The organism is Pseudomonas sp. S10E 269 (assembly GCF_002798465.1).
Classification (GTDB): Bacteria; Pseudomonadota; Gammaproteobacteria; order Pseudomonadales; family Pseudomonadaceae; genus Aquipseudomonas; species Aquipseudomonas pergaminensis.
This window is the reverse complement of record NZ_PHIJ01000001.1, coordinates 4624773-4638342: the sequence shown is the minus strand read 5'-3', so window position 1 is coordinate 4638342 and position 13570 is coordinate 4624773. Positions and strand designations below refer to the sequence as shown.

The 13570-nt window shown below is 63.3% G+C and carries 15 protein-coding genes; 6 read left to right on the top strand and 9 right to left on the bottom strand.

All coding sequences use genetic code 11. The features are described from left to right. Positions 1 to 39 precede the first annotated feature (39 nt). The 5 genes from CWC48_RS21660 to CWC48_RS21640 are packed head-to-tail and all read right to left on the bottom strand — an operon-like array spanning position 40 to position 2930. Entirely contained in the window at positions 40 to 828 is a 789-nt protein-coding gene (locus CWC48_RS21660; protein WP_078049255.1) for a molecular chaperone, read from the bottom strand. Positions 829 to 853: 25 nt separating this feature from the next. Beyond that, entirely contained in the window at positions 854 to 1342 is a 489-nt protein-coding gene (locus tag CWC48_RS21655; RefSeq protein WP_078049256.1) for a spore coat U domain-containing protein, read from the bottom strand. A 2-nt stretch (positions 1343 to 1344) separates the two neighbouring features. Continuing rightward, positions 1345 to 1887 carry a spore coat protein U domain-containing protein gene (locus CWC48_RS21650; protein WP_078049257.1) on the bottom strand — a complete coding sequence of 181 codons (543 nt, stop codon included), beginning with the start codon at positions 1885 to 1887 and terminating at the stop codon, positions 1345 to 1347. Between the two features lie 18 nt (positions 1888 to 1905). Further along, complete coding sequence (locus CWC48_RS21645) at positions 1906 to 2448, bottom strand: spore coat protein U domain-containing protein (protein WP_100490273.1); 543 nt, start codon at positions 2446 to 2448, stop codon at positions 1906 to 1908. Continuing rightward, on the bottom strand, positions 2442 to 2930 hold the full coding sequence (locus tag CWC48_RS21640) for a spore coat U domain-containing protein (protein ID WP_100492437.1): 489 nt from the start codon (positions 2928 to 2930) through the stop codon (positions 2442 to 2444). Before CWC48_RS21640 ends, CWC48_RS21645 begins: the two co-directional genes overlap by 7 nt. A gap of 224 nt (positions 2931 to 3154) precedes the next feature. On the opposite strand from CWC48_RS21640, the gene zapE reads away from it, so the two are divergent. Both zapE and CWC48_RS21630 read left to right on the top strand, forming a co-directional pair. Continuing rightward, entirely contained in the window at positions 3155 to 4249 is a 1095-nt protein-coding gene (zapE, locus tag CWC48_RS21635) for a cell division protein ZapE (RefSeq protein WP_078049260.1), read from the top strand. A 39-nt stretch (positions 4250 to 4288) separates the two neighbouring features. Continuing rightward, positions 4289 to 5572, top strand: coding sequence for a protein kinase (locus tag CWC48_RS21630; protein ID WP_100492436.1), 1284 nt, complete (start codon positions 4289 to 4291; stop codon positions 5570 to 5572). 89 nt (positions 5573 to 5661) lie between these two features. Here CWC48_RS21630 and CWC48_RS21625 read toward each other — a convergent pair whose 3' ends face one another. Next, positions 5662 to 6369, bottom strand: coding sequence for a YebC/PmpR family DNA-binding transcriptional regulator (locus CWC48_RS21625; RefSeq protein ID WP_028616915.1), 708 nt, complete (start codon positions 6367 to 6369; stop codon positions 5662 to 5664). Between the two features lie 109 nt (positions 6370 to 6478). Continuing rightward, positions 6479 to 7804: an MFS transporter gene (locus CWC48_RS21620; protein WP_078049261.1), complete on the bottom strand. Its 1326-nt coding sequence runs from the start codon at positions 7802 to 7804 to the stop codon at positions 6479 to 6481. A gap of 257 nt (positions 7805 to 8061) precedes the next feature. Here CWC48_RS21620 and CWC48_RS21615 point away from each other — a divergent pair, with 257 nt between their 5' ends. Then, the gene (locus tag CWC48_RS21615; RefSeq protein WP_100490272.1) at positions 8062 to 8958 is read left to right on the top strand and encodes a LysR substrate-binding domain-containing protein; all 897 of its coding nucleotides are present in this window, start codon (positions 8062 to 8064) and stop codon (positions 8956 to 8958) included. Here CWC48_RS21615 and CWC48_RS21610 read toward each other — a convergent pair. Next, complete coding sequence (locus CWC48_RS21610) at positions 8928 to 9788, bottom strand: LysR substrate-binding domain-containing protein (RefSeq protein ID WP_078049263.1); 861 nt, start codon at positions 9786 to 9788, stop codon at positions 8928 to 8930. The genes CWC48_RS21615 and CWC48_RS21610 overlap by 31 nt on opposite strands. 113 nt (positions 9789 to 9901) lie before the next feature. Between CWC48_RS21610 and CWC48_RS21605 the strand changes: the two genes are divergently transcribed. The 3 genes from CWC48_RS21605 (at position 9902) to CWC48_RS21595 (ending at position 12613) form a co-directional block, all read left to right on the top strand. Next, a complete protein-coding gene (locus tag CWC48_RS21605) occupies positions 9902 to 11011 on the top strand; it encodes a 2-aminoethylphosphonate--pyruvate transaminase (protein ID WP_100490271.1) in 1110 nt (369 codons plus the stop codon). A gap of 66 nt (positions 11012 to 11077) precedes the next feature. Then, positions 11078 to 11905 carry a phosphonoacetaldehyde hydrolase gene (gene phnX / locus CWC48_RS21600; protein ID WP_100490270.1) on the top strand — a complete coding sequence of 276 codons (828 nt, stop codon included), beginning with the start codon at positions 11078 to 11080 and terminating at the stop codon, positions 11903 to 11905. A 114-nt stretch (positions 11906 to 12019) separates the two neighbouring features. After that, a complete protein-coding gene (locus CWC48_RS21595; protein ID WP_100490269.1) occupies positions 12020 to 12613 on the top strand; it encodes a cytochrome b in 594 nt (197 codons plus the stop codon). 44 nt (positions 12614 to 12657) lie between these two features. Here CWC48_RS21595 and CWC48_RS21590 read toward each other — a convergent pair whose 3' ends face one another. After that, a complete protein-coding gene (locus CWC48_RS21590; RefSeq protein WP_100490268.1) occupies positions 12658 to 13542 on the bottom strand; it encodes a 1-aminocyclopropane-1-carboxylate deaminase/D-cysteine desulfhydrase in 885 nt (294 codons plus the stop codon). Between the last annotated feature and the right edge of the window lie 28 nt (positions 13543 to 13570).

Below are 13570 nucleotides of genomic sequence, written 5' to 3'. Positions count from 1 at the left end.
GTTTAAAACCCGGGGCCTCCCAGCCCCGCTACACTGCCGTTACCGCTTCGGCGCAAGGTTCTCCAGCTGTTGCGCACCGTTGATCCTGACCTGCAACGGCTGGTCGGCCGACAGCCCGTCCGGCACCGGCCAGCGCATGGTCGCGCCGGGCAATACATAGCCCAGCAGGCCGTCCACCAGGGGCCGGGTCTGCCCACCCTGTTTGAACGAAGCATCGGTAAGGCGCGCATGCACGGCGCCCTGGTTGCGCACTTCGAGGTATTGGCGCCCCGCCACTGTGACTTTCTGCCAGCTCAACTCCGGTTTGCCGGCGCCCTTGGGATCGCGCTGGCGCGTGCTGTCTTCCTTGCTCCACAGGCCTGCGCCGTAGGCAAACAGCGGCACCGAATAACGCATCTGAAAGCGGATCGCCGCTGCGGTGTTCTTGCCTTCCGGCGGCGTGGGCACCTGCAGGGGTGAAGGGATTTCATCGATGATGATGCGGTAGGCCAACTCTTGCCCCGGTGGTACTTCGCGGGTGCGGGTCAGGCGTACCAGTTGCTTTTGCCCCGGCTCGATTCGCGCCACGGGCGGGCTGCCGATCACATCGCGCTGGTTCTGGTACTGCTCGTCAAAGCCGCTCTGGCTCCAGGCGAACACGCGAATCTGCAGGCTTGCAGTCTCGGTCCCGCGGTTTTCCAGCCACAGCGCGCTGGCCTGTTGATCGGCCTCCAGCACCGGGTCGATGGGCCAGATCAGCACCGAGCTGGCCGCCTGCACAAGCCCTGCCGTGCACACCGCACTCAAGGCAATACCCGCGGCCCACAGCCGCCGGGAAGGTGAACGCATAACCCCACTCCTTATACCGATAGCCTTACCACGTCAGCTGCACCTGCAGCGTGTCGCTGTATGTCCCCCCAGGCTGATTGCCCGGCAATTGCACCCGCCCGTAGATCGGCAGGCTGATGTTGTTCGCGTCGCTGTAGGCCACGTTGACGCTCTGGCCGATCCCCAGGCTCTGGCTGAACGCCGCATCCCGAAACAACTGGTAAGCCACCCGCGCGCTACCACTGTTGAGCTGCAAATTGCGCCCGGTGCTGCTGTGCTGCCCGCCATCGACGCTCATGCTCAGCGTCACCCCCGGTGTGCATTGCAAGGTGACGCCCCCCGTCAGCGCAGCCGTGACCGTGCCTGTCGCCAGTGCCGAGTAACTGCCGTAGGTCAGCGCACCGTAATTGGCGCCGCCGCCCACGATCAGGCAGCCGGGGGTAATGGTCGCGCTCACCTGGAAGCTCTGGCTGGTCACCGCCGACAATGGCAGCGGCAACGCCAGCCCACAGGCCAGCAAGGCTCTGAGCCACATCGCTAGAACGTCAGTTCCACGGCCACGGTGTCGGTGTAGGTGCCTGCCGGCAGCCCTGCCTTGCCCACCGCCCGACCGTAGAGGTTGACGGTCTGCGCCACGCCGGTACTGGTGGCGAGGGTAATCACACCGTCGATCGCCAGCAGCGCGGAGTGGCCGCTGTCGGTATAGAAGTCGTAGGGCACGAAGTTACCCGCACCGTCAGCCAATGCGCGGCTGCCTCCCGGTGATGCGCCGTCATGAGCACCGGCGCGTACCTTGACCGCTGGCGTGGTGCCACTGGAGCACAGGATCGACAACGCCCCACCGGTGCCGGTACCGCCCAACAACTGGGCATCGGCATTGGTGAACAGGCTGTTGGTGGTACCAAAATTCAAGGAGCCGAAGTTCAGGCCAGTGGCCGCCCCGGAGCCATTGACCTGGCAACTGGCAATCAACGTCAGGCTGGAGGTGATCTGCCCCGTCACCGTGGTTGCCGCGTTGAGGCTGGAGGCCATTGCCAGGCCCAGCGCACAGACGCCTAATCGCGAAACAAGTACATGCATGGTTTTCATCCTCTTGAGTTACCAGTCCAGTGTCACCGTCAACGTGTCGGTGTAGATCCCTGCCGGTAAGGCACTGGTATTTGCCACCACGGAGCCAAACACCGGGATCGGTATCTGGGTGCCCTTGGCCACGACAAAATTGCGTTGCTGCCCGATGCTGTAGGTGCTGCGCCCCTGCGGGTCGGCGGACAGTCGATAAGGAATCATCTGGCGCCCATTGCTCAGGCGCCGGGTGGTGCCGTCGCCGTTGGTGCCACCGTCGATGGTCACGGTGAAGCTCGAGACCGAGGGGTTGCACGACACCGCCAACGGCGCCTTGTCGCCATCGGTGATGCCGGCGCCCAACGGGTTGCCCCAGGTCGGGCCCTGGCTGCCGAAGTCGAGCATGGCCGTGCCGCCCGTGGGGTTGACCGGCGCACTCTCGACGCCTTTGCTCACCTCACAACTGGCGGTGATCACCAGCCGCGCCTGGATAAACCCGCTGGCGACAGCCGCCTGCGCGTCTTCTGCCAGCAACAGCAGGCCGCCCATGGCCACCAGGGCCAGACAGCGGCTTACCATGTCACCGTCACCTTGAGCAGGTCGGTGTAGCGGCCGACGGCGGGGATGTCCTTGAGCGGCTCAATGCGCCCGTAGAGCGGCAGGTCGACGAACCCAGCGTCCGGCACCCGGCCGCTGAGCGGCACATCCACCGGCAACGGCACGCGCCGCGCGGCGTCGGCATAGATGCGATAGGGAATGGGTTTGGTCGATGGGGTGGCGCTGAGGTAACGCACTTCGCCGGTGCCGCCATGCAGGCCGCCATCGACGCGTACCTGGTACGGCGTGTCGGGGTTGCACTCCAGGCGCGGCTGGCGCTGGCTGATCAACGCCGCACTCAGGGGCCCGGCCGGGTCATCCAGACGCGGGCCGCTGCCAAAATCCAATACGCCAAGTTGCTCGATGCCAGCGCTGCGGGTGGTCCCCACCAGCTGGCAGCCCCGCTGCACGTCGATACGCACCTCCACCTGGAGTTGTGCACCGTAAGCCGTGTTGCAGAACATCGCGCCCATGACTGCCAATACTGCTCGTCCCTTCACTGCCCCAAGTCCTTGTACAGGGGTGACTGCTGTGTAGGAGGTTAGACACTCAGCGAAAAACTGCCAGTCTGGACAGGATTACCTGCGTGACATGCTTTTTCGAGATAGCTGGCAGCGCCCTTCTCTATTGGTCAAAACGCGGCGAGCGCCCTAAAGTGAGCGACCACTGAAATACAGAGTGACTTGCATTGGCCGCGCTTTCCCTGATCCGTCGCCTGCTCGGCAAAAAGCCCGACACCCTCGACGCCTCGCCCATCCCCGCGTTCTTTCAGCAAAAGGCCGAGCAACAGGGTTACACCCTGAGCACCGGTCAAACCCGCGCCATTACCGCCTTGGCCCGGGAAACCCAACACCTGCTGGCCGGCCAACCCGCCCGCAGCCTGTACCTGCACGGGCCGGTGGGGCGCGGCAAAAGCTGGTTGCTGGACGGGTTTTTCCAGGCGTTGCCGATCGCCGAGAAGCAGCGCGTGCACTTCCATGACTTTTTCGCCCACCTGCATCGCGGCATGTTCACGCACCGTGCGCAGGACGATGCCCTGGCCGTGACCCTCGATGAACAGTTGGCAGACTGCCGGGTGCTGTGTTTCGACGAATTCCACGTCCACGATATCGGCGATGCCATGCTGATTACGCGGCTGTTCAAGGCCCTGTTCGAGCGCGGTGTGCTGGTGCTGGTGACATCCAACTATGCACCGCAAGGGCTGCTGCCCAACCCGCTGTACCACGAGCGCTTCAAGCCGGTGATCGACCTGATCAATGCGCGCATGGAGGTGCTGGAAGTCAGCTCGCCCCAGGACTTTCGCAGCCTGCCCCAAGCCCAAAGCGCGCAACGTTTTACCTGCGGTCAGTACGTGTGGCCGGGCACCCCGAGCCAGCGGGCGGCGCTCGACCTGCCCGCTGCGGACTGCCCGCCCCTCCCCCTGGCCGTCGGCCATCGAACGTTGATGTGTCGCCGCCATGAAGGACGCAGCGTCGCCTTCACCTTCAACGACCTGTGCGAACAACTGACGGCGGTGATGGACTACCTGCTGCTGTGCCAGGACTATGACCACTGGATCATCGACGGCCTGCCCCGACTGGCGGACTGCCCGATTGCCGTGCAGCAGCGTTTTATCAACCTGGTGGACGTGCTCTACGACCGCGACAAGCACCTGGTACTGATCGGCGAATTGCCGCTCGACGTTGCCTTGAGCGGCCAAGCCATCGACCTGGCGCGCACTGCCAGCCGTCTCGGACAATTGCAGCCGGCCAACGCGCAACACGCGCCCGACCCGGTATCATGAGCGCCATTTACGCCTTCTCGCCGAGTGACCGCGCCGTTCATGAATACCCTTGCCCAACTCAAGGCCGGCCAATTGGCCGGCATCACGCGCCTGGACCTGTCCTGCGGGCTGACCGAATTCCCCCGGGAAATTTTCGAGCTGGCCGACACCCTGGAAATCCTCAACCTCAGCGGCAATGCCCTGAGCAGCCTGCCGGACGACCTGCACCGCCTGCCGCACCTGCGCGTGCTGTTCTGCTCGGACAACCTCTTCACCGAGCTGCCAGCCAGCCTGGGCCAATGCGCCAAGCTGAGCATGATCGGCTTCAAGGCCAACCAGATCAGTCACGTGCCCGCCACCGCCCTGCCGCCGCTGTTGCGCTGGCTGATCCTGACCGATAACCGCATCAGTCAGTTGCCGAGCGAACTGGGTGAACGGCCGCTGCTGCAGAAACTGATGCTGGCCGGCAACCAACTGGACCACCTGCCGGAAAGCCTGGCCAACTGCCACAACCTTGAGTTGCTGCGCATCGCCTCCAACCGCTTTACACATTTGCCCGAGTGGCTGCTGGCGCTGCCCAGCCTGACGTGGCTGGCGTATGCCGGCAACCCGGTGGAAATGGCAGTGGAGGTGGCGGGCGATGACGCCACGCCAGATATTCCCTGGTCCGAATTGGAACTGGCCGAAGTCCTCGGCGAAGGCGCTTCCGGTGTCATCCGCAAAGCACTGTGGAAACCGTCAGGCAGACCTGTCGCCGTCAAACTGTATAAAGGCAGCATCACCAGCGACGGCTCGCCGCTGCACGAAATGCAGGCCTGCATTGCTGCTGGACTGCACCCCAACCTGATCAAGGTCGAGGGCCGCGTGGTCGGCCACCCTGACGACCAGGCCGCGTTGGTGATGGACCTGATCGACCCGAGCTACCGCAACCTCGCAGCCCTGCCGAGCCTGGCCTCGTGTACCCGCGACATCTACGAAGCGGGCACTCGCTTCAGCCTGGCGGTGGCGCTGCGCATGGCACGTGGGATCGCTTCGGTGGGCGCGCACCTGCACCGGCACGGCATCACCCATGGTGACCTGTACGGCCACAATATCCTGTGGAATGAAGCGGGCGATTGTCTGCTGGGGGATTTTGGCGCAGCGTCGTTTCATGCGATGGCGAACACGGTGGAAACCAGGGCGTTGCAGCGCATAGAAGTGCGGGCGTTCGGGATTTTGCTGGGGGAACTGCTGGAACGGGTTGAAGGACAGGTGAGCAGTGAATTAGTCGAGCTGCAAAAAAGATGCTGTCAGCGCGACGTGCTGGCACGGCCGAGCTTCAACGAAATAACACACATCCTGTAGGAGCCGGGCTTGCCGGCGATGGCGTCCTTGAAGCCACCATCGCCGGCAAGCCGGACTCCTACAAGGCATTGTCAGTCAGCACGTAAGCGTCAGCCAGCCAACCCGACAAACATATCCTGCACGTCATCGTGGTTGTCCAGGCCTTCGAGGAAGGCTTCGACTTCCGCCATCTGCTCATCGCTCAAACCGCTCACCGGGTTCTTCGAGAGATAGCCCAGCTTGGCCGACAGCACGGTGAAACCCTGCTCCGGCAAGGCCTTCTGCACGGCGTCGAGGTCGGTGGTCTCGGTGATGAACAGGGTGGTGCCCTCTTCTTCACCGTCTTCGAAATCCTGGGCACCGGCTTCGATAGCGGCCATTTCCGGATCGGCATCCGGGCTGTCCGGCGAGGCTTCGATCAGGCCGACGTGGTTAAAGTCCCAGGCCACGGAGCCGGAAGCACCGAGCTGGCCCTTGCGGAACGCCACGCGGATTTCCGCCACGGTACGGTTGATGTTGTCGGTCACGCACTCGACGATCAGCGGCACCTGGTGTGGGGCGAACCCTTCATAGGTCACGCGGTGGTATTGCACGGTTTCGCCGAGCAGACCGGCGCCTTTCTTGATGGCGCGGTCCAGGGTTTCCTTGGGCATCGAGGCTTTCTTGGCCTGTTCCACGACCAGACGCAGGTGAGCGTTGGTGGAGGTGTCCGCGCCGTTGCGGGCGGCGATGGTGATTTCTTTCACCAGCTTGCCGAAGATCTTGCCCTTGGCATTGGCTGCCGCTTCTTTATGTTTGACTTTCCACTGTGCGCCCATGACTCACTCTCTTTTCGTCCATCGCGCCGAAACGTCTACTGGCCGGCGCTTTGGGGGCAGAGTTTATAGCGCAAAAACACTCTAATCCACCAAAAAACCGGCCAGGCCTTCAGGTGCGCAGGGGGTTGATCGCCACACTGCGGTCCGGCACGAAGTCGCCCGCCTGGGCCAGTACCGCCGGTCTGGCGTTCCAGTAAGGCATCAGCACCAGGGCGGAAAACAATGCGGCGCCGGCAAACACAATAAAGACCGTCACGGTGTCAAAGTAACCCGGCAACAAGCCGCCGAGGATCGCGCCGACCGAACCACAGCCGTTGACGAAGCCAGCCGCCGTGGCGCCCGCCTTGGCGGTACCGAAGTCGATCGCGGCGGTGCTGCTGATCATCGAGTCCGGCCCGTACAGGGTCAGGCCCATCACGAACAGCAAGGCCATCACCAGCATCACGCTGCCGGTGTGCAACGCGCCCATGAACAACGCCAGGGCCACGGTCAGCGCCAGCAGGCTCAGCACACAGGCGGGCATGCGCCGGGCACCGAACAGTTTGTCGGAGGCCAGGCCGATCAGGATCGGCCCAAGCAGCCCGGCCAGCTCGAACGCCGTGGGCACAATCGCCGCCCCGACCTTGCCCACCGATGGCATTTGCTCATAGACGATCACTGGGCCCCACAACAGGATCGCGTAGCGCGCCGGTTTCAGCAGGAAATACGCCAGCCCCAGGGTCAGCACCGTGCGGTTGCGCAGGATGGCGCGCAGCGGCTCCAGCATGCTGATGCGTTTTTCGGCGGCAGCCTGCTCTGCGGTCAAGACGGGCTCCGGCTCTACCGCGGGCAAGCCCACATCCTGTGGTGTGTTGCGCTGGAAGATGAAGAACAGTACCGCCACCACGCCCACCACCGCCGCGCTGGAGATAAACGCTGCGTGCCAACTGCCGACCAACGTGTAGGCCCACCACCCGGCGAAGGGCGACGCCACCAGCCCACCAAACGCGTAGCACGAACTCCACAAACCCAATACCCGCCCGCGCTGCTGCGCCGGGAAGAAGCTACCGAGGTTCTTGCAGAGCCCTGACCAACCGGTGGACTGCGCCAGCCCCTGGATCAACATGCAGGTGACAAAGATCGGCAAGGTCGCAAACGTGCCCATCACCAACGCGGCCGCTGCCGAAATCAGCAAGCCGCCCAGCACCACCACCCGTGGCCCGAAGCGGTCGGCCAGCATGCCCCAGGTGAATTGCCCCACGGCGTACGCCGCCAGGTAAAGGCCATCGAGGTTGGCCATCATCATTTTGTCGAGGGGGAAACTCGGGTCGTCACCGATCCCCAGCTTTGCAACGGAAAATGCTTTGCGCGTGAAATAGAAGGCGGCGTAGGCCAGCCAGGTGATGGCAAAAATCTGCACGCGCCAACGCTTGATGCTACCCATAGGAATATTCATGGTGGTTCTGACCTCAGGTGTGAGTGTGCCGGCAGAATCGAAAACAAATGCCTGTTTTTTTATTGTTGAGCACTGCAATGCCTGGCCTTGTAGGGCGCGGCATTGGTCAGATGAGCCCTGTTTGCCAGGACCCATGGTCACCGCAGTTGTAGGACTCAACCTACAGCGACTGGGGCGTATCAAAGCAACGGCTGACTAATAGGTAAAATCGATTTATCGTATTTCAAATATAAGTTCAGCTTGTAAGAGGATCTGCGATGTCGGTTTCCCACGCCCAACTCAAAGCCTTTCATGCCGTGGCACTCCACGGCAGTTTCACCCAGGCCGCCGAGCGCCTGTTCCTCACCCAACCGGCGATTTCCGACCAGGTTCGCAAGCTCGAAGAACGCTTTGGCGTGCTGCTGTTTCATCGCAATAAACGCTCAGTGCGCCTGACCGACCTGGGCGAGCGGCTGCTGGCCATCACCCAGCGCCTGTTTGTGATCGAGGCCGAAGCCGAAGAGTTGCTACAAGACTCTCGCGCCTTGCAGACCGGCACCCTCACCCTGGCGGTGGATGCTCCCGTGCACTTGCTCCCGCAGATCGCACGTTTCTGCCAACGCTACCCAGGGATCAGCGTGAAGATCGAAACCGGTAACACCGACGAATCGCTGTTTCGCCTGTACAACTACCAGGCCGACCTGGCCCTGCTGGGGCGCGACGTCGACGACGAACGCCTGCTGTCTCTGCCCTTGCCCGACGGCCAGTTGCTGGCCTTTGTCGCACGCAACCACCCCTGGGCCGGACGAGCATCCATCTGCCTCGCGGACCTTGACGACACGCCGCTGGTATTGCGCGAAATTGGCTCCGTGACCCGTCAGACGCTGGAACAAGAGATGAACCAGGCCGGGCTGCGCATTCGCCCGGCGATCCAGGTCGACGGCCGTGAAGCGGCGCGCGAAGCGGTGGTGGTGGGGATTGGGGTGGGTGTGGTTTCTGCCGCGGAGTTCGGCGCCGACTCACGGGTGTATGCCATGCCGATCCGCGATTGCAGCCAGCGGATGAAAGAGACCCTGGTGTGCCTCAAGGAACAGAGTTCACGCCGGGTGGTGGCGACCTTTCTCGACATCGTGCGCGACAGCCTTCAACCCGGCGCCAGCTCAAAGAACGCCTGAATCAAGCGCAGCGACCGGCGCCGCTCCATGCAACCGAGCATATGCCGGTTTACCAGGCCCTCCCCCTGGATCGGCACCGCCTGCACCCGGGGGTCCTGGCTGACCTCCATGGACGAAACCACGCCAACGCCCAACTCGGCCGCAACGGCCTCGGTCACCGCCTCACGGCTGTCCAGCTCAAGCAACACCTTGGGTTGCACGCCGGTGGCGGCACAGGCGTCGTCGAAGGTGCGCCGGGTGATCGAGCTGGGTTCTCGCAGCACCATGATCACCGCATCCAATTGCGCCAGGCGAATCCCCTTGGGCTGCAGCGTCCAAGGGTGCGCGGCCGGCACCAACGCGCAGATCCGCGACTCGCTCAACGGTTGCAGGTGCAGGCCATTGCGCGGCTCCACTTCCGTGAGCACCGCCACATCCGCATGCTCGGACAACAACGCCGCCAGGGTTTCCTGGGCGTTGCCCAGGCGCAGGTTGACGGTGATGCCCGGGTAACGTGCGCGCAGGCTGGCGATCATCGGCATGACCAGGTGCGGCCCGTCCGCCGCGACTTCCAGGCGCCCGGTGAGCAACTGGCGGTTGGCCTCCAACAAGGTCTGTGCCTCGTCCACCAGGCCGAAGATCGCCCGGGTGATTGCCGCCAGGCGTGCGCCCTCTTCCGTCAGCTCGACCCGTCGCGCGGTGCGGCGCAGCAGCGGGATTTGGTAGTACTCCTCCAGTGCCTTGATGTGCCCGGTCACCGCCGGCTGGCTGATGAACAGCCGCGCGGCGGCACGGGTAAAACTGCCCTCACGGGCCACGGCATCGAATGCACGCAATTGGAACAGGTTCATAGCTATCGGCCTCACTGATAGCTCGCATAACAACAAACAATTTGATTGATAACAAGCCAAACTGCAATTTAAGCGCCGTAGCTTCAACCCCCGATGCCTTGCGAGGACTTGAGATGACCACTGCCGCGCCCATCCTGCTGACCCCCGGTCCCCTGACCACCTCCGCCCGTACCCGCCAGGCCATGATGGTGGATTGGGGTTCATGGGATGACCGTTTCAACCAGCTCACTGCCAGCGTGTGCGAGCAATTGCTGGCGATCCTTCACGGCGAGGGCAGCCACCACTGTGTGCCCCTGCAAGGCAGCGGCACCTTCGCGGTGGAAGCGGCCATTGGCACCCTGGTCCAGCGTGACGGCAAAGTACTGGTGCTGATCAACGGCGCCTACGGCAAGCGCCTGGCGAAAATCTGTGAAGTCCTGGGCCGCGATTTCAGCACCTTTGAAACCGCCGAGGACGAACCCACCACCGCCGCCGATGTGGACCGCCTGCTGCAGGCCGACAAGGCCATCACCCACGTGGCGCTGATCCACTGCGAAACCAGCACCGGCATTCTCAACCCTCTGCCGGACATCGCCCAGGTGGTTAAAAGCCACGGTAAACGCCTGATCATCGACGCCATGAGTTCGTTCGGCGCGCTGCCCATCGACGCCCGCGAAGTGCCGTTCGACGCGCTGATCGCTGCCTCCGGCAAATGCCTGGAAGGCGTACCGGGCATGGGCTTCGTCTTTGCCGACAAGCAGGCATTGGCTGCCGCCCAAGGTCACTGCCATTCCCTGGCGATGGACCTGTTCGACCAACACAGCTACATGGCCAAGACCGGCCAATGGCGGTTCACACCGCCGACCCACGTGGTGGCGGCCCTGCACGAGGCGCTGCTGCAATACCAGGAAGAAGGCGGCTTGCCCGCGCGTCATAAACGCTACGCCAGCAACTGCCAGGCGCTGCTCGACGGCATGGGCGAACTGGGCCTGCGCAGCTTCCTGCCAGCAGATATCCAGGCCCCGATTATCGTCACCTTCCACGCGCCCCAAGACCCGCGCTACCAGTTCAAGGACTTCTACGAACGGGTCAAGGCCAAGGGTTTCATCCTGTACCCGGGCAAGTTGACCCAGGTGGAAACCTTCCGCGTGGGCTGCATCGGCCATGTCGACGCGACAGGGATGCGGGCGGCGGTCAAGGCGATAGCCGACGTGCTGCAAGAAATGGAAGTACTCGAGATTTGACTCCCCCGTGTAGGCGCTGGCTTGCCGGCTCCTACAGTGCCCCTATGACCCACAGGATTTGTAACCATGAACTATCAAAACCCCAACACCCTCCAGGCCGTGATCCTCGACTGGGCCGGCACCGTGGTCGACTTCGGCTCGTTCGCCCCCACGCAAATCTTTGTCGAGGCCTTTGCCGAGTTCGACGTGCAAGTGTCCATCGAAGAAGCCCGTGGCCCGATGGGCATGGGCAAGTGGGACCATATCCGTACCCTCTGCGACCAACCGCAAGTCGCCGAACGCTACCGCAAGGCCTTCGGCCGCACGCCCACCGACGATGACGTGACCGCCATCTACCAGCGCTTCATGCCGTTGCAGATCGAGAAGATCGCCGAACACTCGGCCCTGATTCCTGGCGCCCTCGACGTCATCGCCCGGCTGCGCGTGCAAGGCATCAAGATCGGCTCCTGCTCCGGCTACCCCAAGCAAGTGATGGACAAAGTCGTCGCCCTGGCCGCCACCAATGGCTATATCGCCGACCACGTGGTCGCCACCGACGAAGTACCCAACGGTCGCCCCTGGCCTGCCCAGGCCCTGGCCAACGTGATCGCGCTGGGCATCGATGACGTGGCGGCGTGCGTGAAGGTCGATGACACGGTGCCGGGCATTCTCGAAGGGCGCCGTGCCGGGATGTGGACCGTGGCCTTGACCTGCTCCGGCAATGCCTTGGGCCTGACGTATGAACAGTTCCGCGCCCTGGACAGCACCATCCTGGACCGCGAGCGCAAGCGTATCGAGGCCATGTTCGAAGGCTCGCGCCCGCATTACTTGATCGACACCCTCAACGACCTGCCCGCCGTCATCACCGACATCAACGCGCGCCTGGCCCGTGGGGAAATGCCGCAAAGCCACTGATAGAGGTCAACACAACGGCATTTACGCCAGGCAAAGCGCTCAAAACCGGCATACAGTTAAAGGACTCCATCGCCAAAGAATGGAGGTTTGCCCTGATGAGTGAGGAACCCAGCAATGCCGTGGAAAAACTCCGATACGCGCTACAGCACCATGTCGATCGCGTTGCACTGGTTGATGGTGGTGCTGCTGGCGGTGGTCTACGCCTGCATTGAGTTACGCGGCCAGTTCCCCAAAGGCAGCGGTGCGCGCACATTGATCGTCGAGATGCACTTTATGTTCGGCCTCACCGTGTTTGTGCTGGTGTGGCTGCGGTTGTTCGCACGCAGCCTGGGGGTGGCACCGAAGATCGTACCGGCGCCGCCGCAATGGCAAAGCCTTTTGGCGACCCTGATGCACTTCGCACTCTACGCGTTGATGATCGGCATGCCGATTGCCGGTTGGCTGATCGTCAGTGCCGAGGGCCATTCGGTGATGTTCTACGGGATGGAATTGCCGCCGTTGATCGGTGAGAACAAGGACCTGGCCAAGCAGATCGAAGGCTGGCATGTGTGGTTCGGCGAGGTCGGTTATTGGCTGATCGGGCTGCATGCACTGGCGGGGATTGCCCATCACTACATCCTGCGGGACAACACGGCGTTGCGCATGATGCCGGGGGGGAGCAGGCTTGCTCGCGAAGGCGGCGGGCCAGCCACCAAATCTGCTGAATGATAGACAGCATTCGCGGGCAAGCCTGCTCCCACAGGGGGTATTCGTTAAACTTCAAACCCTCGGCGGCCTTGGAGGCCGCCGGTGTGGACGAACACCAGGCGAGTACCGGGTGCGAAGCGCCCGGCCTCGATCTGCATCTTCAAGGCCAGTAACGCCTTGCCGGTGTAGAGCGGCTCCAAGGGCAGCGCGCAAGCCCGTTCCGTGGCGTCGATGAAGTCGAGCAGCACCGGGTCGACTTTGGCGAAGCCACCTCGGCTGGCGTCCAGCAGCTCATAGCCGCCCTGCACGAGGGCGTCGACGTTCTGTGCCGCGCCGTGGTCATCCGGCACCGCCATGGCGCCGTACACCCGGTGCGCGCCCGCCTCTGCCAGCACCAACCCCGCCAAGGTGGTCCCCGTACCCGCCGCCAACCACCACGCGTCGTAATCCGCCCAGCCCACGCGGTGTAACTGCGCACGCACCTGCTCGACCAGCACCGCACACCCCAAGGCACCCGCACGGCCTCCGCCGCCTTCGGGCACGGGGTGCAGGTCGGGATACTGCTCGCGCCATGGCAGCCAGAAACCCGGTTCATGCCGCGCGCGATAGCCGCCATAGCCCAGCCAATGCAGTTGCATGCCGAAGGCTTTCAGGTCTTGGATTGTGGGGTTGTCTTGAGGATGACCACGCAGCAGGCCCACCGTGGGAAAACCGAAACGCTTCCCCGCTGCCGCCAGCGCATGTAGATGGTTGGAGTAGGCACCGCCCAGGCTGATGATGCCGCGCGCATCTTGCGCCTGCGCCAAGTGCCCGGTGAGCTTGAACCACTTGTTGCCGCTGATCAGCAGGTCAATGCGGTCCAGGCGCAACACGGCCAACTCGACGCCGTTGAGCCATTCCAACCGCAAAGGTTCAAGCGGTGCGTGGGGAAGCCAATCGAAGGGACCCATCGGGAGGGATCTGCATGAAAAACGGGGC

Bases quoted from the DNA above. Each gene is read 5' to 3' on its own strand.
- CWC48_RS21615 (WP_100490272.1), top strand. From the start codon at position 8,062: ATGTCGGTTTCCCACGCCCAACTCAAAGCCTTTCATGCCGTGGCACTC.
- CWC48_RS21620 (WP_078049261.1), bottom strand. From the start codon at position 7,804: ATGAATATTCCTATGGGTAGCATCAAGCGTTGGCGCGTGCAGATTTTT.
- CWC48_RS21645 (WP_100490273.1), bottom strand. From the start codon at position 2,448: ATGGTAAGCCGCTGTCTGGCCCTGGTGGCCATGGGCGGCCTGCTGTTG.
- phnX (WP_100490270.1), top strand. From the start codon at position 11,078: ATGAACTATCAAAACCCCAACACCCTCCAGGCCGTGATCCTCGACTGG.
- CWC48_RS21610 (WP_078049263.1), bottom strand. From the start codon at position 9,788: ATGAACCTGTTCCAATTGCGTGCATTCGATGCCGTGGCCCGTGAGGGC.
- CWC48_RS21625 (WP_028616915.1), bottom strand. From the start codon at position 6,369: ATGGGCGCACAGTGGAAAGTCAAACATAAAGAAGCGGCAGCCAATGCC.
- CWC48_RS21655 (WP_078049256.1), bottom strand. From the start codon at position 1,342: ATGTGGCTCAGAGCCTTGCTGGCCTGTGGGCTGGCGTTGCCGCTGCCA.
- CWC48_RS21660 (WP_078049255.1), bottom strand. From the start codon at position 828: ATGCGTTCACCTTCCCGGCGGCTGTGGGCCGCGGGTATTGCCTTGAGT.
- CWC48_RS21605 (WP_100490271.1), top strand. From the start codon at position 9,902: ATGACCACTGCCGCGCCCATCCTGCTGACCCCCGGTCCCCTGACCACC.
- CWC48_RS21640 (WP_100492437.1), bottom strand. From the start codon at position 2,930: ATGTTCTGCAACACGGCTTACGGTGCACAACTCCAGGTGGAGGTGCGT.
- CWC48_RS21590 (WP_100490268.1), bottom strand. From the start codon at position 13,542: ATGGGTCCCTTCGATTGGCTTCCCCACGCACCGCTTGAACCTTTGCGG.
- CWC48_RS21650 (WP_078049257.1), bottom strand. From the start codon at position 1,887: ATGCATGTACTTGTTTCGCGATTAGGCGTCTGTGCGCTGGGCCTGGCA.
- CWC48_RS21595 (WP_100490269.1), top strand. From the start codon at position 12,020: ATGCCGTGGAAAAACTCCGATACGCGCTACAGCACCATGTCGATCGCG.
- CWC48_RS21630 (WP_100492436.1), top strand. From the start codon at position 4,289: ATGAATACCCTTGCCCAACTCAAGGCCGGCCAATTGGCCGGCATCACG.